At 55.7% G+C, this 22,379-nt stretch carries 23 protein-coding genes; 8 read left to right on the top strand and 15 right to left on the bottom strand.

All coding sequences use genetic code 11. The annotated features are described in order from the left end of the window. The first annotated feature begins 5 nt into the window (after positions 1–5). Positions 6–464: an SspB family protein gene (locus AC2FFF_RS02025; protein ID WP_281972137.1), complete on the top strand. Its 459-nt coding sequence runs from the start codon at positions 6–8 to the stop codon at positions 462–464. A 34-nt stretch (positions 465–498) separates the two neighbouring features. Here the strand turns inward: AC2FFF_RS02025 and AC2FFF_RS02020 are convergent, their stop codons facing one another. After that, positions 499–1,062 carry a hypothetical protein gene (locus AC2FFF_RS02020; RefSeq protein ID WP_281972138.1) on the bottom strand — a complete coding sequence of 188 codons (564 nt, stop codon included), beginning with the start codon at positions 1,060–1,062 and terminating at the stop codon, positions 499–501. 206 nt (positions 1,063–1,268) lie between these two features. Here AC2FFF_RS02020 and fumC point away from each other — a divergent pair, with 206 nt between their 5' ends. From fumC to AC2FFF_RS02000, 4 genes are all read left to right on the top strand, one after another. After that, positions 1,269–2,663, top strand: coding sequence for a class II fumarate hydratase (fumC, locus tag AC2FFF_RS02015; RefSeq protein ID WP_496882819.1), 1,395 nt, complete (start codon positions 1,269–1,271; stop codon positions 2,661–2,663). Further along, positions 2,663–2,839, top strand: a complete 177-nt coding sequence (locus AC2FFF_RS02010) for a DUF4169 family protein (RefSeq protein WP_281972139.1) — start codon at positions 2,663–2,665, stop codon at positions 2,837–2,839. Before fumC ends, AC2FFF_RS02010 begins: the two co-directional genes overlap by 1 nt. After that, complete coding sequence (locus AC2FFF_RS02005; RefSeq protein ID WP_271947000.1) at positions 2,836–3,051, top strand: ribbon-helix-helix domain-containing protein; 216 nt, start codon at positions 2,836–2,838, stop codon at positions 3,049–3,051. The genes AC2FFF_RS02010 and AC2FFF_RS02005 overlap by 4 nt, the downstream gene beginning before the upstream one ends. 68 nt (positions 3,052–3,119) lie before the next feature. Then, positions 3,120–3,722: a DNA-3-methyladenine glycosylase I gene (locus AC2FFF_RS02000; RefSeq protein WP_281972140.1), complete on the top strand. Its 603-nt coding sequence runs from the start codon at positions 3,120–3,122 to the stop codon at positions 3,720–3,722. A gap of 6 nt (positions 3,723–3,728) precedes the next feature. On the opposite strand, the gene AC2FFF_RS01995 is transcribed toward AC2FFF_RS02000, so the two are convergent. The 4 genes from AC2FFF_RS01995 to AC2FFF_RS01980 all read right to left on the bottom strand — a co-directional run bounded on the left by AC2FFF_RS01995 (position 3,729) and on the right by AC2FFF_RS01980 (position 8,059). Beyond that, positions 3,729–4,610 carry a fructose bisphosphate aldolase gene (locus tag AC2FFF_RS01995; protein WP_281972141.1) on the bottom strand — a complete coding sequence of 294 codons (882 nt, stop codon included), beginning with the start codon at positions 4,608–4,610 and terminating at the stop codon, positions 3,729–3,731. A 72-nt stretch (positions 4,611–4,682) separates the two neighbouring features. Then, positions 4,683–6,032, bottom strand: a complete 1,350-nt coding sequence (locus AC2FFF_RS01990; protein ID WP_281972142.1) for a cytochrome P450 — start codon at positions 6,030–6,032, stop codon at positions 4,683–4,685. Next, the gene (locus tag AC2FFF_RS01985) at positions 6,029–7,243 is read right to left on the bottom strand and encodes a hypothetical protein (protein ID WP_281972143.1); all 1,215 of its coding nucleotides are present in this window, start codon (positions 7,241–7,243) and stop codon (positions 6,029–6,031) included. The genes AC2FFF_RS01990 and AC2FFF_RS01985 overlap by 4 nt, the downstream gene beginning before the upstream one ends. Positions 7,244–7,306: 63 nt before the next feature. Further along, positions 7,307–8,059, bottom strand: a complete 753-nt coding sequence (locus tag AC2FFF_RS01980) for a cytochrome c biogenesis CcdA family protein (RefSeq protein ID WP_271946989.1) — start codon at positions 8,057–8,059, stop codon at positions 7,307–7,309. A gap of 105 nt (positions 8,060–8,164) precedes the next feature. On the opposite strand from AC2FFF_RS01980, the gene AC2FFF_RS01975 reads away from it, so the two are divergent. After that, a complete protein-coding gene (locus AC2FFF_RS01975; protein ID WP_271946987.1) occupies positions 8,165–8,398 on the top strand; it encodes a sulfurtransferase TusA family protein in 234 nt (77 codons plus the stop codon). 45 nt (positions 8,399–8,443) lie between these two features. On the opposite strand, the gene AC2FFF_RS01970 is transcribed toward AC2FFF_RS01975, so the two are convergent. From AC2FFF_RS01970 to purC, 7 genes are all read right to left on the bottom strand, one after another. Beyond that, positions 8,444–11,179 carry an Rne/Rng family ribonuclease gene (locus tag AC2FFF_RS01970; protein WP_496882818.1) on the bottom strand — a complete coding sequence of 912 codons (2,736 nt, stop codon included), beginning with the start codon at positions 11,177–11,179 and terminating at the stop codon, positions 8,444–8,446. A 506-nt stretch (positions 11,180–11,685) separates the two neighbouring features. Beyond that, the gene (locus tag AC2FFF_RS01965; protein ID WP_142633961.1) at positions 11,686–13,020 is read right to left on the bottom strand and encodes a sigma-54-dependent transcriptional regulator; all 1,335 of its coding nucleotides are present in this window, start codon (positions 13,018–13,020) and stop codon (positions 11,686–11,688) included. A 12-nt stretch (positions 13,021–13,032) separates the two neighbouring features. Beyond that, the gene (locus AC2FFF_RS01960) at positions 13,033–14,811 is read right to left on the bottom strand and encodes a sensor histidine kinase (protein ID WP_281972145.1); all 1,779 of its coding nucleotides are present in this window, start codon (positions 14,809–14,811) and stop codon (positions 13,033–13,035) included. A gap of 36 nt (positions 14,812–14,847) precedes the next feature. Beyond that, the gene (purQ, locus tag AC2FFF_RS01955) at positions 14,848–15,516 is read right to left on the bottom strand and encodes a phosphoribosylformylglycinamidine synthase subunit PurQ (RefSeq protein WP_271946978.1); all 669 of its coding nucleotides are present in this window, start codon (positions 15,514–15,516) and stop codon (positions 14,848–14,850) included. A 22-nt stretch (positions 15,517–15,538) separates the two neighbouring features. After that, on the bottom strand, positions 15,539–15,769 hold the full coding sequence (purS, locus tag AC2FFF_RS01950) for a phosphoribosylformylglycinamidine synthase subunit PurS (protein WP_142633967.1): 231 nt from the start codon (positions 15,767–15,769) through the stop codon (positions 15,539–15,541). Positions 15,770–15,864: 95 nt separating this feature from the next. After that, positions 15,865–16,524: a MarC family protein gene (locus tag AC2FFF_RS01945; RefSeq protein ID WP_142633969.1), complete on the bottom strand. Its 660-nt coding sequence runs from the start codon at positions 16,522–16,524 to the stop codon at positions 15,865–15,867. Positions 16,525–16,653: 129 nt separating this feature from the next. Then, on the bottom strand, positions 16,654–17,409 hold the full coding sequence (gene purC / locus AC2FFF_RS01940) for a phosphoribosylaminoimidazolesuccinocarboxamide synthase (RefSeq protein ID WP_271946969.1): 756 nt from the start codon (positions 17,407–17,409) through the stop codon (positions 16,654–16,656). A gap of 186 nt (positions 17,410–17,595) precedes the next feature. On the opposite strand from purC, the gene AC2FFF_RS01935 reads away from it, so the two are divergent. Next, complete coding sequence (locus tag AC2FFF_RS01935; RefSeq protein WP_142633973.1) at positions 17,596–17,913, top strand: DUF1476 domain-containing protein; 318 nt, start codon at positions 17,596–17,598, stop codon at positions 17,911–17,913. A gap of 118 nt (positions 17,914–18,031) precedes the next feature. After that, complete coding sequence (gene bmt / locus AC2FFF_RS01930) at positions 18,032–19,045, top strand: betaine--homocysteine S-methyltransferase (RefSeq protein ID WP_271946964.1); 1,014 nt, start codon at positions 18,032–18,034, stop codon at positions 19,043–19,045. Between the two features lie 5 nt (positions 19,046–19,050). Here the strand turns inward: bmt and AC2FFF_RS01925 are convergent, their stop codons facing one another. From AC2FFF_RS01925 to AC2FFF_RS01915, 3 genes are all read right to left on the bottom strand, one after another. Then, positions 19,051–19,827 (bottom strand): enoyl-CoA hydratase-related protein, encoded by a 777-nt coding sequence (locus AC2FFF_RS01925; RefSeq protein ID WP_142633977.1) that lies wholly within the window; start codon positions 19,825–19,827, stop codon positions 19,051–19,053. A gap of 71 nt (positions 19,828–19,898) precedes the next feature. Continuing rightward, a complete protein-coding gene (locus AC2FFF_RS01920; RefSeq protein ID WP_142633979.1) occupies positions 19,899–20,357 on the bottom strand; it encodes a cytochrome c-type biogenesis protein in 459 nt (152 codons plus the stop codon). Next, complete coding sequence (locus AC2FFF_RS01915) at positions 20,354–22,318, bottom strand: heme lyase CcmF/NrfE family subunit (protein ID WP_142633981.1); 1,965 nt, start codon at positions 22,316–22,318, stop codon at positions 20,354–20,356. The genes AC2FFF_RS01920 and AC2FFF_RS01915 overlap by 4 nt, the downstream gene beginning before the upstream one ends. Positions 22,319–22,379 lie beyond the last annotated feature (61 nt).

Below are 22,379 nucleotides of genomic sequence, written 5' to 3'. Positions count from 1 at the left end.
GACACATGTCGCAAGACATCGACTATGGGAACCTGATGCACACCGCCATGCGCGGGTTGATCAAGACGGTTCTGACCAGCGTTTCAGAAAATGGCCTGCCGGGTGCGCACCACTTTTTCATTACGTTTGATACCAGGTGTGACGGCGTGGAAATTGCCGACTGGCTGCATGATCGTTATCCGGAAGAGATGACTGTCGTGATGCAGCATTGGTTCGAAAATCTTGAGGTCGGCGAAAGCGGATTTGCCATCACGCTCAACTTTGGCGACGCGCCGGAACCTTTGTACATTCCCTATGCCTCGATCAAAACATTTGTCGACCCCTCTGTGGAATTTGGCCTGCGTTTTGAAAGCCCGGATGAAGAGGATGACTTTGATCCGATGGACGATGAGATAATCGAGGTCGAAGAAGAACCGCAACAGCATGACGCTGATGTCGTGTCGCTGGACAGCTTCAGAAAATAGTATATGCGCTGGAAAGCCTCGCGGTTCGCGGGGCTTACTCTTTCGTCAGGAACGTCTCTACGGAACGTGATTTGGTACCGTTGCGGAAACGGGAAAATGACAGGTTCAGACCGCCTTCTGCCAACGTTCTGTCATATTGCTGCAGCTCATAGCCGCCATTTTCTGCAATGAACAACGAAAACACGGTCAGAGTTTGACCCTCAATCCGGCCCCAGACGAACGGTTCCCCCTGCATCGGGTCAAGCGGAACTTCATGGCCGAATACATTGCGCTTCATGGCCGCGGAAAAGATGTCCGATCTGTCCGAGGTCTGAAAATCAATCGAGAATGCCTGTTCCTTGACGCGGCCATTCAGTTTGTAAGTTGTCGTCTTCCAACTAACATTGAACCCGTTCTTCAATTCCTGGATTGACACACTCATATCACGAGGTGTTTCGGTCCCGTTTGCATCGACAACATTGGCAGACCCAACGTAGCTGCCAACAAAGGGCTCAATATCTGCCGCATGAAGCGGATTTACCGCCAAGGAGGCCCACAGAACGGTGGCAAAGGAATAGATAATGAATTTCAGGCAAGTGGTCGGGTGATTCAGACGCATTGCGGCCTCCGGCGTGCTCTGACTCTATAGTAGCTCACCCACCGGCGCGTACAATGGCGGTGATGGCGATTGCGACGAGAAAAATGACGCAGCTCTGCGCCTATACCTTTGTCAGGCATAAGTTTATGGTGCGCGCAACTGGCCGATTGCACCGCGACGCTGCTGACTGTAATTGGCATGCAATGGTATACATGACGGAGTGACCGATGTCTCAAACCCGCACCGAATCCGACAGCTTTGGCCCGCTGGAGGTTCCCGCAGACAAATACTGGGGTGCACAGACCCAGCGTTCGATTATGAACTTCCCGATCGGATGGGAAAAACAGCCTGTGGCCATCGTGCGGGCATTGGGTGTGATCAAAAAAGCCTGCGCCATGCAGAACAAGTCGACAGGGAAACTGGACGCGCGGATTGCGGATGCGGTGATTCAGGCCGCGGGTGAGGTTTTTGAAGGTAAGTTCGATGACAACTTTCCGCTGGTCGTCTGGCAAACAGGATCCGGCACCCAGTCGAACATGAACTCTAACGAGGTTATTGCGAACCGGGCTATCGAAATCCTGGGTGGTACAATCGGCACAAAAGACCCGGTTCATCCGAACGATCATTGCAACATGGGCCAGTCCTCGAACGACACGTTCCCGACAGCCATGCATATCGCCACAGGTATGAGCGTTCGGGACGTTCTGCTGCCGGGTCTGGAAAAGCTGGCCTCGGGGCTGGAGCAGAAGGCCGAAGAATTCAAAGACATCATCAAGATCGGCCGGACCCATACGCAGGATGCCACGCCGCTGACACTGGGTCAGGAATTTGGCGGCTACGCCCATCAAATTCGTCAGGGTATCGCACGGGTCAACGCCGCGATGCCTGGAATTTACGAGCTTGCCCAGGGCGGAACTGCTGTTGGTACTGGCCTAAACACTCAATCCGGGTGGAGCGAAGCGGTCGCTGCGAATATGGCAGATATCACCGGCCTGCCCTTTGTTACCGCTCCGAATAAGTTCGAGGCGCTCGCCGCCCATGATGCGATGGTTTTCCTATCGGGTGCTTTGGCGACCATTGCTGGCAGCTGTTATAAAATTGCAAATGATATCAGACTTTTGGGATCTGGACCGCGTTCCGGTCTGGGCGAATTGATCCTGCCTGAGAATGAGCCCGGATCGTCCATCATGCCAGGCAAGGTAAACCCAACACAAGCCGAAGCACTGACACAGGTCGCAGCACACGTCATGGGCAACGATGCCGCCACAAAATTCGCCGGCAGCCAGGGGCATTTCGAACTGAACGTCTATAACCCTATGATGTCCTACAATCTTTTGCAGTCGATCCAGTTGCTTGGTGATGCCACAGACAGCTTTACCGAGCGGATGTTGCTAGGCATTCAGGCCAACGAACCACGCATCGAAAAACTGATGAAGGAATCGCTGATGCTGGTCACCGCGCTGGCGCCAACCATTGGGTACGACAACGCAACGACTGTTGCCAAGACCGCGCATAAAAACGGCACCACCCTTAAGGAAGAGGCCATCGCGCTTGGCTTTGTCGACGCCGAAACCTTTGACGCGGTTGTGCGCCCCGAACAAATGATTGGACCCAAGGACTGATGGCAAAGCCGGTCAATCTGAACCGGTACAGAAAAGACAAGGCGCGGGCCGAGAAAAAGGCCCGCGCGGACCAAAACGCCGTGTCATTCGGGCGCAACAAAGCCGAGAAAGACGCCAGCAAAAAGCATCTGGATAAGTCGCGGCGCGATCTGGACGGACATGAGATCGACAAATGAGCGGACGTCCCATCAAACGCTCATTGACGCTTAAGGGCCATCGAACCTCGGTATCTCTTGAGGACGAGTTTTGGAAAGCCTTTCGTGCCATTGCAGCTGATAAGGATATGGCAATCAATGCCTTAGCTGCGGAAATTGATTTTAACCGTGACCCTGAGGTCGGATTGGCTTCGGCAATACGCGTTTATATTCTGAACTGGTATCGCGGCTGACTTTCCGTTCTTGATTTGGCCTCTGGAAAATGCCTATGCTCATACCAGAACAAAAAGGGAACTTAGTGATGAGCGAAACAGTTACCGGCCCAGACGGTCAACCGCGTTGTGCATGGTGTCAGTCTGCGCCAGAGTTTTTCGACTATCACGACAATGAATGGGGCTATCCGGTCAGCGACGATCAGCGTTTGTTTGAGAAGCTGTGCCTTGAAAGCTTTCAGTCCGGCCTCAGCTGGCGCACCATTCTTTCCAAACGCGAGAACTTTCGAAAAGCATTTAAACATTTTGATTACAACGCAATAGCGAAGTTTGATGAGGCCGATGTCACCCGTCTTTTGCTGGATGCAGGCATTGTCAGGCATCGCGGAAAGATCGAAGCAGTCATCAACAACGCCCGGCGCGCCCAGGAGCTGGTGGCAGCTGAGGGGTCGATTGCAGCTTATGTCTGGCGCTATGAGGCCAGTTCACCGCCAGCGCCACAAACAGCCTCAACTTCGGCTGAATCTATTGCCATGTCCAAAGACCTTAAAAAGCGGGGATGGAAGTTTGTGGGCCCGACCACGGTTTTTGCATTCATGCAGGCCATGGGTCTTGTAAACGATCATGCGACCGAGTGCTCTATGCGGGCAAAAGCGGCGCAGATGCGCCGCGATTTCACTAAACCGGAATAGCGCAGCTTAGGCAGAGGCGCGAGAAATCTTATCGATATTGCTGCCTAGGGCCGTGTTGAATTCGGCATCTGACTGCTTTTTCGACAGTCCTTCGGTCAGCGCACGAGAGAAAGACGCAATCATCTTGCTATTCTGCGCCAGCAGATCACAGGCTTGTTCGGTCGAATATCCGCCGGACAGGGCTACGACCCGCAAAACTCTGGGGTGGTCAGCCAGATCGTCATACAGATTAGCCTGGCTGGGGATGGTAAGCTTAAGCATGACATCCTGACCATCATCCAACTGATCTAGGTTCTGCAAGATTTCCGATTTTAGAATTGCTTCAGCTTCGGCTTTGGTGGTCGAGTTGATGTTCACCTCGGGCTCGACAATCGGAACCAACCCGGCGGCAACGACTTCACGCGCCACATCGAACTGCTGCGCGACAACGTTTGCGATGCCTTTGGCGTTGGCCTCATGGATCACGGAACGTTCCTTAGTGCCGAAAACGCCTTCGGCTTTAGCCAAAGTATCGGCCAGACCGGGGATCGGTTTCATGACCTGAACGCCATCGGCCTCATCCTCGAGGCCCTTGTCGATCTTCAGAAACGGAACAATGCCTTTTACGTTCCAAAGAAAATCTGCGACTTTACGGCCATCAATCTCTTCGCCGAGCGTGCGTTCGAACAGGATCGCGCCGATGACTTTGTCGTTTGTGAAGCCATCCGCCAGAATGATACGCGCGCGCATCTTCTGGATTTCGCCGAACATCTCTGCGTCCGAGCCGTATTCTGACGCGTCTACCCCATAAAGCGCCAGCGCCTTGGGGGTCGAGCCGCCACTTTGGTCCAGTGCTGCAATAAAACCGGCACCGTTGGACATCTGCTCGCGCTGTTGTGTTTTGGACATATGACTTTCCCGTTCGAAATGATTCCGCGTTTTTCAACCGCATACAGCATGGAGCATGCCGATGGTAGTTTGTTAGCGCTCAACCAGGCGCAACCAAATTCCATCTTTGGATCTGACGGTCAGATGAGCCACCGGAACCGGCTCTGGCATGTCCGAGATTTCGAACCTGAACTTCCGCAGTAGTGACGACAGCAATAACGGACCTTCGACCATTGCAAAACCGGCACCGATGCAAATGCGCGACCCGGCCGAGAATGGGATGAAAGCCTCTCTGGGACAACTTTCCTCATTGCCCTTAGCCCAGCGGGACGGGTCGAACCCGTCGGGGTCTGCCCACAGACGTTCGTGCCGATGCAGGTGCCATGGGCTGATGACTATCTGCGAGCCTGGTTTAATCGCCCGGCCCCTGAAGTTTTCGCGGCATGTGGCCTCTCGCACCATCATCGGGACCGGAGGGTACAGGCGCAGCGTTTCGCGAAACACGTCGCGGCTGAGCTTCAACAGCGATACGGAGGTAAAATCGGATAGGTCCAGCCCTTGCGCCTCGGCCGCCAGCTTGTCCTGCCAATCCGGGTGGGTCGCCAAAAGGTACAACGCCCAAGCCAACGCAGAAGCGCTGGTCTCGTGGCCTGCCAGAAAGAAGATCGCCACCTGATCAACCATCTCCTGCGTGTCAAAACACTTGCCGGTCTTGGGATCAGCCGTTGTCATGATCTTTGTTGCCAGATCATGCGGCGCCTGCCCGGCCTCAATCATCCTCGCGCGTTGAGCGGTCATTTCGGTGATCAGCGTCCTGATTTCACGCGCGGTCTTGCGAGTTTTTCTGGAATGTAGCCGCGGCATCCATTTGGGCAGAGGCAGAAATGCCGCCAAATTCAACAGCGGTTGCTCTCTTTGATAGGTTCGGAATTTCTCAAAAACCTGAGACGCAACGCGGTCTTCAATCGGTACAGAAAAAAGCGTTCGAAAGATCACATCCGCGGCGACGTGACTGGTGACCTCTTCGCACTCGATGACAGAACCGGCCTGTCCGCGCAGACGCGCGACGCAGGCCTCTGCCGCCTGAACCATGGCCGGATAGGTATCTTTCAGGCGCCCGCCCTCAAACGCCGGGTCGATAACCCGGCGCTGGCGTTTCCAGTTTTCACCATTGGTCAGAAAGACCGAATTCCCCAGCAACGGCCGCAGACCCTCGCCAATACGGTCTGATTTCGGAAAATCATCGGGGCGTTTTTTCAGGACGGTTTCAACAAGTTCTGGTTGGTTCGTCAGATATGATCGAAAGAACGGCGTCTTAAACTCGGCCATCCATGCGCGGTACAATCGCTGCGGCTGTGCCGAGAGGATGTCCTTGCGAAACAACCTGAAATAGCGCCACAGCGAAACCCTGTCTGACCGCGATGTGGGCTTTGGCGGGGTCATGCTTGCACCGAAACATACTTGGATACAGATCGCACAATCCGGGATCCCGAAGGTTTGCGATCGGCGAACCGATGCCCAAGCGACAGAGGCCCGGCAGTCACGCGGAAATAATCGTACCTGTCCGGGTGATCAAAGGCACAGAGATATTGGAAATGCAGTCTGAAAAACCGCCACCTCAGGGCGCGCCACCGTTCTGCTGACAGCGTTTGCGTAAACGCGGCAGATAACACCAAAGGCCAGCGCTGATCGGCATCCGCGACCCCGCTTACAGCGACAGGATCACACAGAGCGAATGCGCAGCCGTCCCCGGGTGCAGAAATGTCGACCCAAGCCAAGTCTTCGCGTTTCGAAAGAAACCTCAGGTCCGCGCGCAGATCATATGCGTTGGGCAGGAACGAGACCATGGGAACCACCTGCCCCAATGTCAGAAAGGACAGCTCTGGCCCGTCTGTGCCCACCCGTCCGGATCGGATCAGATCGGCCAGAACCGTGACACCCAGATGAGCGCCGGAACTGTGGCCGACGATCAGAACCTCATCCGTCTCATCGGTAAGAGCTGCGGCAATCGCATTTGTGAACTCCGATAGTCGTCCGGTCAATTCAGGAGGTGTTTTACCGCCTGAAGCCGCTGAATAGGCGTAATCGTGCATCAGGTAATAGACGAACAGCTTGTTGTCGATTTTCCGGAACCACAGCATCAGCACATAGGCAACACCAATAGACAGAACCAACGCCACCAAAGACAGGACCGGCGCAAGCAGAACTGTCAATCCGATGACCACAGCCATTGCGACCAAAAGCTGTGCGATCAGCATCACGATCGGATAAAGCGCGGCTATCACCGGACCTTTGCGCAATCGCATCAGGCGCCATAACACGCCGGTCGAGATATAGATCCATGCCGTACGCAGCATCTGCAGATAGGTGGCCACAATCGAGTTCGACATGCTGGAGCGTACGATGTCGGACCAGACCAGCACCTCGACATCTGTGTGAACTTCAGCCCCGTCCTGAACCGAATGGACGTGCCATCCATACAAGCCCTCTCCGGTTTTGGGCGAGACCGAGATTTCATACCCTGAAATAGCCGCCTGTCTTGCGCTTTCACTGCGGTAAAGCTCGCGATAGCGCCGTGGGGGGATCGGGTCATATCCGGGAATATAGAATACCCTACGCCGTTTCACCCGAGGCTGATTTGTCTGACTGCTCATGGTCTTACCTTCTGCGACGCAGGTTAGCGCAGCATTACAGCCAAAGTAAGTCAGATAAGAGGGTTACCCAAAGTTTGCCAGCGCGGGGAAGGCTTCCAACAGCCACCAACTGAACTCAGTGAACAGGCCGGTGATCAGCATGATACCAACAAACAGCAACAGGCCACCCATGATCCTCTCGATCAGTGCCATATGGGGCTTTATTCGGTTCATCACCGACATGGATCGGTTCAGGAACATCGCTGCGAGCAGGAAAGGTATGCCAAGACCCGCTGCATAGACGCCCAGCAACAATGTCCCACGTGCGACGGATGCCTCGGAGGCAGCCAGCGACAGGATCGCACCCAGTTGCGGGCCGATACAGGGCGTCCAGCCAAAGGCGAAGGCCAGACCCAGAATATAGGCCCCAAAGACAGACCCGCCGCTGTCTCCGGCTTCGATCCGGGCCTCGCGGTCAAGGAATGGGATGCGGAAAACGTTCAGGAAATGCAGGCCAAAGACTATGACAACCGCGCCTGAAATCTTGGCGAACAGCACCTGGTTCTGCAGCACGAACGCCCCAAACGCAGAGGCTGTGAAGCCAAGCAACAGAAACACCGTGGACAGCCCCATAACAAAGAACAGCGCCGAAAGTGTCGCCTTTCTGCGTGCACGGGCCTCATCCTGCATCTCGTTGATCGTGACGCCACTCATATAGGCGAGATAGGGCGGCACAATCGGCAGCACGCAGGGCGATAAAAAGCTAATCAACCCACCGAGCAATGCGATGAACATGGCGGGCAACAGCCCTGCGTCAATGATATCAATTCCGAACATGTTTCAGCACATATGTCATGAAGTCGCCCGCGTCACGGGGCCATTCGGTCACATCCTCGTGGTTGCACGCTGGACACCGTCTGAAAGTGGAAATATCTCAGGTACATGTCAAACCAAACCGAGACACTGGACGCGTTGGGGCTGCTGTGCCCGCTGCCCGTCCTGAAGGCCCGTAAACGGCTCAAGTCAATGCCCGCGGGAGCGGTCTTGAAAGTGCTGGCTGATGATCCCGCTGCAGTCATTGATGTTCCACATTTCTGCATGGAAAGTGGACATCGCTTGCTGTCACAGGAAGAATCTGATGGGCATCAGGTCTACACCATCCAGAAGTCCGTTTGAGACCTATCAAATAAAAAGGCGGGCTCTGAGGCCCGCCTTTTCAAGTTACTGGCCCAACGACCACCAACCGCGCCGTTTTGGCTTGGCAGGCTCCGATGGCGTTTCCGGTTCATCCGCAACTACTTCCAGCACAGGCTCTGTGACTTCTACTGTTGGTTCCTCAGTGGCTTCAACCGCAACAACCTCTTGAACAGGCTCTGCCGCTTCCGGCGTTTCTTCTTTCGGCACGGCAGTTTCCGAAACCGTTTCCTGTTTCGGTGCTGCTTCGGCTTCGACAGTTTCGATTTCTGCCGGAGCTTCCGTTTCAGATTCGACCTTGGCCTCTGGTTCAGCTTTGACGACCTGTTCGGTTATCGTCTCGGCATCTTCGGCGTCCTTCTTCTTGCGACGCGGAGCCCGGCGGCGTTTAGGCTTGGCAGGCGCTTCTTCCTGCGTCTCTTCCACCGCTTCTACGGCATCTGTTGCAGGCTCTTCCACAGCTTCCTCGGACGCTTCAGCTGTATCTTCATCAGCCTCCTGCCCGTTAGAATCCTGCCCCTCGGCACCACCATTGCCCTTCTTGCGACGACGCCGACGGCGCTTGCGCTTGGGTTTGGTTTCATCTTCAGCCTGCGGCGTTTCTTCCTCGACGGTCTCTTCTTCAGAGGCGTCGACCATTTCCATCAGCGTGGCATCAACCGATACAACCGGCGCACTGGCTTCGGGAACAATCCGGCTGGCGGTCTTGAACTTCTCCATCGAGAAATCAGGGCTTACCAGATGCACATCCCCTTCGATGCGAACCGACAGACCATAGCGCGCCTCAATCTGTGCGATATGCTCGCGCTTTTGGTTCATCAGGAAGTTGGCGATGCTGACCGGGCAGCGCACCAGCACCTCGCGTGAGCGACGGCGCGTGCCTTCTTCCTCGATCTGGCGCAGAATGCTCAGCGCCATGTTGTCATCCGAACGGATCAGGCCGGTACCATGGCAGGCCGGACAAGGCTGTGTCGTTGCCTCCAACATACCGGGACGCAGGCGCTGTCGGCTCATTTCCATCAGACCAAAACCAGATATGCGACCAACCTGGATGCGCGCACGGTCTGTTTTCAGTTTTTCTTTCAGGCGTTTTTCGACAGCGGCGTTGTTCTTCCGCTCGTCCATATCGATAAAATCGATGACGATCAGACCGGCCAAATCACGCAGGCGCAACTGGCGAGCCACCTCTTCGGCGGCCTCAAGGTTGGTCTTCAGGGCCGTTTCCTCGATCGAGCCTTCTTTGGTTGCCCGACCCGAGTTCACGTCGACCGCCACAAGCGCCTCGGTCACGCCGATCACGATATAGCCACCCGATCTCAGCTGTACCGTCGGGTTGAACATCCCCGCCAGATAGCTTTCCACCTGATAGCGCGCGAACAATGGCAGCGCGTCTTCGTACCGCTGCACATTCTTGGCGTGCGACGGCATGATCATTTTCATGAAGTCCTTGGCGATGCGATATCCGCCTTCGCCTTCGACCAGAACCTCGTCGATGTCGCGATTATAGAGATCGCGGATCGACCGTTTGATCAGGTCGCCTTCTTCATAGATCTTCGCAGGCGCGATGGATTTCAACGTCAGCTCGCGGATCTGTTCCCACATACGTTGCAGATATTCGTAATCGCGCTTTATTTCGGATTTGGTGCGTTTCGCCCCGGCGGTCCGAATGATAAGACCCGCCCCTGTCGGGACGTCAATCTCAGCCGCAATTTCCTTAAGCTTTTTGCGATCAGGCGCGTTGGTAATCTTACGGCTGATGCCGCCGCCCCGCGCGGTGTTCGGCATCAAAACACAATATCGGCCAGCAAGTGACAAATAAGTGGTCAGAGCTGCACCTTTGTTGCCACGCTCTTCCTTGACGACCTGCACAAGCAGAACCTGGCGTACTTTGACGACTTCTTGAATCTTGTACCGGCGCGCGCGCGGTTTGCGCGGTGGACGGATGTCTTCGCTGTCATCTTCGTCGGCAACCGACTCAATGGTCTCGTCTTTTGCGGTGGCGTCCGTACGGGTGTTTTCTTCTTCGTCGTCGCCAGCCTCGTCAGGGGCGTCTTCGGCGTTGGCTTCAGCGCTTGTCGCGTCATCCGCGTCCGTCTCAGTCGCGGTGCTTTCCTGCGCCTCGGCTTCTTTGTCCGTGCCGTCCTGATCAGCGCTAGCATCTGATTGGTCGACTTCTTCCGCAGGCGCGTCTTCAGTTTCTGCGGTTGCTTCTTCCGCCTCCGGTTCGTCCGTCGGCTCTTCTACAGGAGTTTCTGCCACATGATCGGCCGGAGATGTTCCTTCTTCTACAGAAGGATCATTGGCCTCATCGCTCTCATCCAGGTCAATCGTTTCCATGCCTGTGGGTTCGGACGAGACTTCGACCGATTCCACTGCATCATCCGATTTGATATCGGCAGCCTTGGCGCGCGAGCGTGAACGGCGTCTTTTGGGCTTGGTTTCCTCAGCCTCATCACGCGCACGCATTGCCTCGGCATAGGCGCGCTCTTCTTCCATCAGAGCTTCGCGATCAGCGACGGGAATCTGATAATAGTCGGGATGAATTTCCGAGAACGCCAGGAATCCGTGGCGATTTCCGCCATAGTCAACAAAAGCTGCCTGCAGCGAGGGTTCGACCCGTGTAACTTTTGCTAGATATATGTTGCCAGCAAGCTGACGTTTGTTTTCGGATTCAAAATCGAATTCCTCGACCTTGTTTCCGTCAACCACCACGACGCGGGTTTCTTCCGCGTGGGTGGCATCGATAAGCATTTTCTTAGCCATGTTTCCTTGGTGCACCGCGCCAAACGCGTTGTCCTAACCCGTCCAGGAGGATGGGTGCTTTTGGGGTGGTGTCTTGTCAGGGCGATTTCAGACGGCGCGCTGCAGGGTCTGGCACTGTGGCCCCCTGCCCGTACACTCAGTCGTTGCGCGCGCGTCATCGCGGTTCTTCTCCGACAGGCGCGAACGACCGCTGCCTGCCCATTTATTCCTTTCGCCCGCTTTTCTGCGGGCTCAGGCGTTCAATCACCCCGGTAAGGGGCACAATCGGTCTGCTTGGCCAGTGTGGGACCTGGTCTCCACCAGTGGCGTAGCAGCGAATCTCAAAGATCGGGACTTTTCGGCGTCAAATCCGCCCAGCCCGTCTGGTTACAATAAAAGCAGTCCTGTGGAAAAGACAATGGGCAAACTGCATTGAAGACCCCGACCACCGGTCGGGATCTCGTTATCCAGCTAAAAACATTACTTGGTATCACCCAAAGGGCCACAAAGGCATCGGCTCAAGCCCGTCACAGGTAATCGGAACGTTGCAGGCCATATTTGGCCATCTTCTCATTCAATGTCCGACGCGGCAGGCAAAGTTCATCCATAACCGAGGCAATCGACCCCTTATGTCGCCGCATGGTATTGTCGATCAGCATCCGCTCGAATGCCTCGACATATTCCTTGAGCGGCTTGCCTTCGGTCGTCATCACGGGCTGCATTTCTTCGTGATCAGACATCAACAGAGACGCGATCGTCCCCGATCCGCGACGGGATTGCAGCACAGCACGTTCCGCGATGTTTATCAGCTGCCGTACGTTTCCGGGCCACGGCGCTTGCAAAAGCTGAGCTGCCTCTTGCGCACTGACCTGAGGTGCATCGCAGCCGTATTCTTCAGCGAATTGCTCGCTCAGCCGTGTGAACAAGGTCAGAATGTCTTCACCGCGCTGACGCAGCGGCGGCATTGTGATCCGCAATGCTGCAAGCCGGTAGAAGAGATCGGGGCGCAGAACGTCCTCGCTGGTTTTCCCAGCTTCCTGCAGGTTAGAAATGGCGACGATGCGGGTTTCGGCAGGTGTGCCCTGATCGTTCATGACACTCAGCAGTTTCGCCTGAAGCGTATCGCTGAGCGCCTCGACATCCTCCAGAACCAGAGTTCCACCCCGGGCTTCCTCAATCGCGGGCAACTGGCTGTCTTCTGGCATCATCGGGCCGAACAGACGCTTTCCCAAGGCCTCTTCTTCGAGGGCAGCACACGAAACCAGAACAAATTTTTTGCCTGCGCGACTGCCAACAGCGTGCAACGCATGTGCAACCAGGGTTTTCCCGGTGCCGGTTTCTCCGTCGATCAGAACATGACCGTCAGCCTGCCCCAGATCCAGAATATCCTCGCGCAAGCGCTCCATCACGGGGCTGGCACCGATGAGCTTGTTCATGATCTGAGTGCCACCGGACAGCTCGCGGCGCAGGGCCCGATTGTCCAGCGTTAACCGGCGGGCATTGCTGGCACGTTTGGCCAGTTCGGACATCCGATCAGGGTTAAACGGCTTTTCCAGGAAATCAAACGCACCCACGCGCATGGCCTCAACCGCCATTGGCACGTCACCGTGGCCTGTGATCATGATCACCGGCAAGGTGCTGTCCGCGCCCATCAGCTTTTTCAACAGCTGGATACCGTCCATACCAGGCATCTTGATGTCCGATATGACGATACCCGGATAATCCGGACCCAGAACTTTCAGTGCATCCTCGGCACTGGAAAAGGTTTCAGTGTCATATCCCGACAGTGCCAGCCATTGGCTGATCGACTGGCGCATGTCCTGTTCGTCATCAACAATGGCGATTTTCATGGCCTGTGCCATATTCATTCCTCGTTATTCAGCGGCCTCAAGGCCATCGCTTCCAAGTATCGGCAGTTGCATCTCAAACACCGCGCCACCGTACTGGCTGTTGCGCGCGGTCAGCCGTCCCCCATGGTCGTTCACGATACCGGATGAGATGGCAAGCCCCAGACCAACTCCATCGCCGGGTTGTTTGGTCGTGTAGAACGGCTCAAACAGGTTTTCGATGTCTTCAATCCCATAGCCATTATCGCGTACAGTCAGCACCGCCTGGTCACCCGCGGCCAGTATGATTTCAACATCCGGTTCCGATACAGACTTGGTGGCGTCCAAGGCATTACGCAAGAGGTTCACCATCACCTGTTCGATCCGCATGCGGTCGCCCATGACCAGTACGGTTTCTTCCGGTAGTATCTGCGTAATCTTGACGTGCCTCTGACGCAGTTGCGGCTCCATCATGGAGAGGGACGAAGCGAGCGCTTCGCCAAGGTTAACTGGTGAAAACGCATCCGCACCCTTGCGGGCATAGGACTTGAGCTGGCGTGTTATTGCGCCCATTCGTTCAATCAGACCGTCGATGCGGCCAAAGCTGGCCAGCGCCTCTTCGGGGCGGTTGCGTCGCAGCAGCAAACGCGCGCCGGCAAGATAGGTCTTCATTGCAGCCAAAGGTTGATTCAGCTCGTGGCTGACGGCCGCAGACATCTCGCCCAGGGCCGCGAGTTTCGAGCTTTGGGCCAGCGTCTGCTCGGCTACTTCCAGCGTCTTTTCAACCCGTTCCCTCTCAGCGATTTCCCGCTGTAGCCTTGCGTTCAATGCGCGAAGCTCTGCCGACTCGCGCTGGAACAAGGCCATTCTGAACGTGGCCCTACGGCTGAGCGCATAGAAGGCAAGCGCCAACAGAATCGCAAAACCCATGATTTCCAATGCAAGAACGCTGTTTACCTTCTCACGGATCGAGGCGTAGGTCGTGAACGAGGTCATGGTCCAGCCGCGGAATGGAATGCGTGTCTCCATGCGGATCACCGCCTCGCCCTGCAAATAGGCGTCGGGGGGCAGAGCCGTCCAATCGGTCGTGGCCCTGATAGCGCGCTGGATGGCACTTTGCGGCGGCTGCCGCAGCATGGCAGCCCCCTCTTCTACTCCGCGCCATTGCGGTTCAGTCGACAGAATAATGGTGCCCGTACTGTCAGCGACCAGAACAGCATCGGAGATCCCTGCCCAGGCGCGTTCGAATTTCTGCAGATCAACCTCGACAACGATGACACCAAGGATATCCGACGAGGCCTCCATCCGGCGCGAATAGATAAAGCTGTAACCACCGGATTCCTTTTCAATCACGGTGAAGATGGTCGAGTTTGACCGAATGGAATCTACAAAATACGGCGCGTTTCTGTGCGTCTCGCCCAACCGGCTGCGATCAGTTGCGGCAACAGATCGGCCATCCCGGTCTAAAAGCATCAAGGATGCGGCGCCTATCTCTTCGACAAAAGAAATAAGTCGCTGCGTGGACAGTGTAAAATCGCTGGATTGCAACGCCGAGATCAGCGTCGGATCCCGCGCTAGCAGCTGCGGCACAATCGCATTTCTGCGCAGCTCGCTCAGCAGGTTCCCGGAATACAGAGCAAGGCGCAGTTCGGCCCGGTTTCGCGTGGATTCAGTAAACCGATCCGTCAGCAGACTGTTGGTTATCCATATCGTCGCAACCGTTACCAACAAAAGCACCAGAACAGCCGCGCGCAAAGGCCAGCCAAGAGGCGCAGCGCGGAGCGGTTTGAACAGTGCAGACCAGGTAGAGCGTGTGTCGGAACTCATTCCCGAAAGTTACGCGGGCTAAGATGCAAGCTCAAGTCACGCAGGTGCGACGATGCCCGACAATGCGCGAAACAATGCCGTTCCATCGGTGCCACCATGCCCTTCGTCTGCCGCTCGTTCGGGATGCGGCATCATACCAAGAACACGGCGGTTTTCAGACAGAATGCCCGCAATGTCGCCAACCGAGCCGTTCGGATTCTCGGTATAGGTGAATGCGATCCGGTCGTGATCCCTGAGCGTGGACAATGTAGCCTCATCCGCGAAATAGTTTCCATCATGATGCGCAATCGGAATGCCGATCACATCGCCAGCGTTATAGCCTTGGGTAAAGGCGCTGTCGCTGGTTGCGACCTTCAGGCCTACGGTACGACAGATATATTTCAGGTTCGCATTGCGCAGCAGAGCGCCGGGCAGAATGCCCGTTTCGGTCAGGATCTGAAAACCGTTACAGATACCAACGGCGTATCCGCCACGCTCGGTGTGGTCGACCACGGCCTTGCAGATCGGGGATTGTGCGGCAATCGCTCCGCAACGCAGGTAGTCTCCATAAGAAAACCCGCCGGGGACACCGACAATGTCCACGCCCTTGGGCAGAGCAGCATCTTTATGCCAGACCATGTCTACCTGGAATCCGGCCTGTTCAAAGGCAACGGCAAGATCCCGATCACAGTTGGAACCGGGGAAAACGATGACAGCTGCGCGCATGGCTAGCCCTCCTGCAAGCGGTTCAGACCAGTTCGATCTCGTAGCGTTCGATGACCGTGTTAGCCAGCAGTTTTTCGCACATCTCGGTGACGTCCGATTCCGTCGCACCCTCGGCGAGTTCAAGATCAATCACCTTGCCCTGACGGACGCCTTCGACCTGATCAAAACCCATGGCACCCAATGCGTGGCGCACCGCTTCACCCTGAGGGTCAAGTACCCCGGTTTTCAGCATCACATGCACACGTGCTTTCATTTACTGCAACTCCAGCTGAGGGCCGGTATTTGAGGCCCGTTCCGTTGTGCGCGGGGATAGCGCGACTGTCGGCGTTCGACAACCCTTGTCAGCACCTACTCGGAACCCTTTAGCGCGGGATAATGCGTATCTATTGCGTTGAAGGTCCCTGTCAGAACCATTTCAACCGCTACGGCAACCAAAATGATGGCCATAACACGGGTGATCACATTGATCATTGTCGGCCCAAAGAACCTGGAAATAGGGTCAGCAAATAACAATCCCAGCCCGACAATAGCGCAGGCAATCAAAACGGCCGCCCCCAAAGTTACTACCTCGGCGCCGTCGGGCAAACTATGCGCGAACACAATGGTTGTCGCGATAGTGCCGGGCCCAATCGTTAACGGGATAGCCAGGGGAACAACCGCAATGTTCTTCTTCTGCGCGCCATCTTTAACGGCTTTCTGATCGCTTTCTGACCGGTCAGACGCGTTCAGCATCGACATACCAACCCCAAGAATGATCAACCCACCAGCGATGCGAAAAGACGGAATGTCGATACCGAAAAGCGCCAGAATTTCTTCGCCGATCAGTACCGAAATCAGTGATACAATCACAACCGTGGCTGTCACAACCATTGCAACGCGTTTACGTTCTGGCGGGCTATACCCCTCGGTCATGCTGAGGAAAATCGGGATGCCGTATAGCGGGTTGAAAATCGCCAGCAGCGCAGCGAGGAACTTTAAAAATACTGCCTGATCAAATAGCTCGGCCATTTTTATTCACCCGATTATGCTTGTTCAACAAACAATGCCGGACAAGCTGCGGCCCTGTCAAATACCCGATCTCAAATAAAAACGCCGCCCAATATCGGCGGCGTTTTTGCGTTGTTCTTCGGCTTTCGATCAGTTGATCAGGGTCGGTTTGGACACATTGCTTTTCGGCAGAACGCCTAGGCGACGCGCAACTTCCGAGTAGGCGTCGGTCAGGCTGCCCAGGTCGCGGCGGAATACGTCCTTGTCTAGCTTCTGGCCGGTTTCGATATCCCAAAGACGGCAGCTGTCTGGGCTGATTTCATCCGCTATGATCAGGCGCTGGAAGTCACCTTCATAGACGCGACCGATTTCAATTTTGAAATCGACCAGACGAATGCCAACCGCCAGCATCACACCGCTCATGAAATCATTCACCCGCAATGCGAGGCTAAGAATGTCTTCCATGTCCTGCTGGCTGGCCCAGCCAAAGGCGGCGATATGTTCTTCGGTGACAAGAGGATCACCCAACGCGTCGTCCTTGTAGCAGTATTCCACTATCGGGCGCGGCAGCTGTGTCCCCTCGGCAATGCCAAGGCGTTTGGACATCGTGCCAGCCGCGAAATTGCGAACAATAACTTCAAGCGGTACGATTTCGCAGTTGCGGACCAACTGTTCGCGCATGTTCAGGCGACGGATGAAATGGGTCGGCACACCGATTTGATTCAACCCGTTCATGAAGTATTCGCTCAGGCGGTTGTTCAGCACACCTTTCCCGTCGATCACGTCCTTCTTTTCAGCGTTGAAGGCGGTGGCGTCATCCTTGAAATACTGCACGATTGTACCCGGTTCAGGGCCTTCATACAAAATCTTGGCCTTACCTTCGTAAATTTTCTTGCGACGCGCCATGAGCGACCTTTCCAGACTGTCGCGAGGGAAAAAGTTCCTTCGCCTTGGCGCTCTCTTAGTCCAACCCCCACCTTCCCGCAAGTTCCGAGGACCGAGAGGCTTTGACGCAGCGCAAATACCTTGCACCCGGATCGTCGTATCGTCATATCATTAAGGAAAGAACTACCAACCCAAGGGGTCCAACTGATGACTACGTTTGACGAGCGCGAAAATGCATTCGAAGCAAAATTCGCCCATGATGAAGAAATGCAGTTCAAAGCACAGGCGCGTTGCAACAAACTGCTTGGCCTTTGGGCGGCCGAAAAACTGGGCAAAACCGGTAATGAAGCCGATGAATACGCAAAATCCGTTGTGATTTCAGACCTGGAAGAAACCGGGCACGAGGATGTCGTGCGCAAAGTTTCCGGCGATCTCGGGGATCTGTCTTCGGATGACGATATCCGCGCAAAAATGGCCGAGTTTCTGGTCGAGGCCAAAGCACAGGTTCTCAACGAAACCAACTAAGGTCTCCCCGCAATATTCATGATCTTCATGAGATTTATGAATTTGATTTGACGCCCCGGTCATGAGACACGGGGCGTCTCACATTTTTAGCGCGGCTCGCCAGTTTCGGAATATTCTTATGACAAATGCGCTCAGCAAACTTCTGGACTCCAACACGACTCTTTTGGCGGATGGAGCAACAGGTACAAACCTATTCAACATGGGCCTGCAGTCGGGCGACGCGCCCGAGCTTTGGAACGTCGATGCACCGGATAAAATCCGCGCGCTGTATCAGGGTTCGGTGGACGCAGGCAGCGACCTTTTCTTGACCAACACATTCGGCGGGACATCTGCGCGTCTCAAACTGCACGAGGCTCAGAACCGGGTCGCTGAACTGAACCGCGCAGGCGCAGAACTTGGCCGTGAGGTTGCTGACAAAGCCAACCGTCCGGTTATCGTCGCGGGATCGGTCGGACCAACCGGCGAGATCATGCAGCCTGTTGGCGCCCTGTCCCATGCCGATGCCGTGGAAATGTTCCACGAACAGGCGCAGGCATTGAAGGACGGCGGTGTCGATGTTCTTTGGGTCGAAACCATCAGCGCCCCAGAAGAGTTCAGGGCCGCGGCAGAAGCCTTTGCGCTGGTCGATATGCCTTGGTGTGGCACGATGAGCTTTGACACGGCTGGCCGCACCATGATGGGTGTCACATCCGCCGACTTTGCTCAGTTGGTTGAAACGCTCCCTAACCCGCCGGTTGCCTTTGGCGCAAATTGCGGGACTGGCGCGTCTGATATTCTGCGCACTGTCCTTGGATTTGTCGCACAAGGTACGGAACGGCCGCTGATATCAAAAGGCAATGCCGGTATTCCGAAATATGTGGATGGACATATTCATTATGACGGCACGCCGGAACTGATGGGCCATTATGCGACCATGGCGCGAGAGGCCGGCGCAAGCATTATCGGCGGATGTTGCGGCACAATGCCCGAGCATCTGCGGCACATGAGAGCTGCGCTTGACGGTGCCCCGTCCGGTATACGCCCAACCCTTGATCAGATCACGGACGCGCTGGGCCCGTTCTCATCCGCAACTGACGGGACTGGCGAGTCCGCCCTTCCGGAACGGCGCGTGCGTAAACGCCGCCGCGCCTGACAACCTCAACGCCCTTCGAATTTCGGGGGGCGTTTTTGCATGAAGGCAACGACGCCTTCGGAAAAGTCTCGGCTGCGGCCACATTCACCTTGCAGATGCGCCTCTGCCTCGAGCTGTTGCGGCAGAGTGTTTTCATAGGTGCCGCGAATAGCCTTTTTGATGGCGCCAAACCCTGAGGTTGGACCTTTGGCCAGATACATGGCCCGCTTGCGCCAATGCGCTTCGAACTCCGCGTCGGGAACGGCTTCCCAGATCAGGCCCCAGTCGTCGGCCTGTCGAGCACTGATCTTATCGGCAAAAAGAGCAGCGCCCATGGCTTTGGCGAACCCCATCTGGCGCGGCATAAACCAGGTGCCTCCAGCGTCGGGCAACAGGCCGATACGGGCAAAAGCCTGCAGGAAATAAGCACTCTCCGTCGCGATCACGATATCCGCACATAGCGCCAGATTGGCCCCCGCCCCCGCAGCAGCGCCATTTACTGCGGCGATTGTTGGAACCGGGCAATTATAGATTGCTTCAAGCATGGGCTCGTATTCGTCGCGCAGCGTGCGCTCAAGATCAATCTTCCCGGTGCTTGAGGCATCACCTAAATCCTGACCCGAGCAAAAAGCGTTTCCCTTACCGGTCAAAACAATCGCGCGGGCATGGGTGGCAGCGTGTTTCATCGCGTGCGTGACTTCGGCCCGCAACTGAGCGGTCATTGCGTTCAACTTCTCTGGGCGGTTCAGAGTTACCACTGCCAGATCATCCGCAATGTCCAACAGGATCGCTTCGTATTCCATCCACCCCTCCAAGGTTCGCTGCGCCTGCGACCCTGCCTCAATTTCCAATGAAGGAAAAGGTGAACCGAAGGTCAATCTTTGAGGATTTCGCGTAATCGTTCTTTCTCGGCGTCGCTAAGGAGGCCGTCACCTTCCCTTCGGTCCTGTTCCGCCGATCTTTTGCGTAAAAAGCTGAAACCAGTCGCCACAGCGATCAAAAGCATGATCGGACCGGCCAGCCACAAAAGGATGTTCGATCCTGACGTTGTTGGCCTTAGCAAAACATATTCGCCGTAGCGATCAACGATAAAGTCAATCGCCTGTCCATCTGTATCGCCGGCCACCAGGCGTTCGCGCAATAACAGGCGCAAGTCACGGGCCAATCCTGCATTGCTTTCGTCTATGCTTTCGTTGCGGCAAACCAGACAGCGCAAGCCGGAACTCAGATCCCGCGCCCTCTGTTCCAGGATCGGATCATCAAGCACCTCGTCAGGTTGGACAGCCATGCTTGGCGTTGCCAATAAAAGCAGTATCAGTAGAAACCGTTTCATTCCGCCGGAACCCCCTGCGTCGGCGTCTTGCGCGCGCCTGCCGCAACGCGAAAACGCCTGTCGCACAGGCTAAGAACGCCACCGAGCGCCATCAGTAGGCACCCGCCCCAAATCCAATTCGCTAAAGGCTTGATATAAGTCCGCACGACCCAGCCACCATTTGCCTGCTGATCTCCAATGACGACGTAAAGATCCCTGAGAAACCGATAGTCAATCGCAGCTTCAGTCGTTGGCATCCTTGAAACTGGGTAGTCGCGTTTTTCCGGATGCAGTGTTGCGATTGTTCGACCGGCCTGTTCGACCTTAACATCGGCTGTGGTTGAGAAATAGTTGGGCCCCTCGACATTCCGAACCTGTTCAAGTGTCAGAGTGAACTGGCCAACCTCGAAAGGCTGCCCCGTCTGCGCAACGCGGATATCCTCGACCTCCCATGCGGTCAGCCCGGCGATGGCAAAGATCGTAACCCCCAGTCCGGTATGGGCTGCAGCCTTGCCCCAATCGGCACCGGGCAGTCTGAACAGACGCTGCAGGTTGTTTTTTCTTCCAGTACGGCTCCAAAGGTCCACAATAGCGCCAAATGTGATCCAGGCCCCCAGAAACAGCCCCACGGGTCCCAATGCGCTGCGACCGGTCTGCATGACCCAAACGAGCAAGCCAAGCGCAACCGCCAGAAGGAATGCGAACCGCAACGAATGCGCCGCCTTGCCAAGCTTTCCACGTTTCCACGGAAGCATTGCACCAAGCGGTAATACAATCCCCAGCGCAACCATGAACGGTGTGAACGCCGCATTAAAGAACGGCGCGCCGACCGAGAGTTTGCGATCAAATGCCATCTCGGCCACCATCGGCCACAAGGTTCCGAAGAACACAACGAAACAGCTGACCGCCAATAGAATGTTGTTCAGCACCAGGGCGCTTTCGCGGCTGACCATACCAAACACGCCCTTGGCCTCCATCGCTTGCGCGCGTGCCGCATAGAGTGTCAACGCACCGCCAATGAAGACCACAAGAATGATCAGGATAAACACGCCGCGTTCAGGATCATTGGCAAAGGCATGTACCGAAGTCAAAAGCCCCGATCGCACAATGAACGTCCCGATCAGCGAAAAGCCAAAGGCGATAATCGCCAGAAGGATGGTCCAGCTCTTCAGCGCTTCACGCTTTTCGACCACGATAGCAGAATGTAACAGGGCTGCCGCCAATAGCCACGGCATGAAAGAAGCGTTTTCGACCGGATCCCAGAACCAGAACCCGCCCCAGCCCAGCTCGTAATAGGCCCACCAGGATCCAAGCGCGATCCCAATAGTCAGAAAAATCCATGCGGCCAGCGTCCAGGGACGCACCCACCTCCCCCAAGAGGCATCCACGCGCCCTTCGATCAGCGCGGCCACTGCAAAGCTGAATGCCATGCTCAGGCCGACATAGCCCAGATACAGAAACGGCGGGTGGAATGCCAAACCTGGATCTTGCAATAATGGGTTGAGATCGCGCCCATCGAACGGGGCGATAATCAGACGGTCAAATGGGTTCGAGGTGAGCAGGATAAAAGCGTAAAACGCCACCCCTACGGCCGCCTGAACCGCCAGCACGCGCGCTTTGAGCGTCGGAGGTAACCCTGCGCCAAAAAAAGCGGCCATGGCCCCGAAAACTGCGACGATCAGGACCCACAGTAACATTGACCCTTCGTGGTTGCCCCACGTGCCGCTGATTTTATACAGCATCGGTTTGGCGGAATGGCTGTTTTCAACCACTATCCGCAATGAGAAATCAGAGGTGGTAAAGGCCCAGACCAACGCCGCGAAAGAGAAGGCGACTAACAGAAACTGTGCAATAGCGGCGGTTTCTGCAAAGGACATCCAGCCAGTCCACCGTTTCGCCGCCCCTATCAGCGGAATGACCGTCTGAACGATGGCGACGAGAAAGGCGAGTATCAGCGCGAAGTGACCAAGTTCTGTAATCATGGTCCCGCATATATTCCTGTTGAGGGACAATCACCAATCACTTTCGCCTCTGCCGGACGCA

The sequence above is a fragment of the Ruegeria sp. YTSA226 genome (assembly GCF_059609905.1).
The sequence above is the reverse complement of the archived record's forward strand: the minus strand, read 5'-3'. Positions and strand labels throughout refer to the sequence as shown.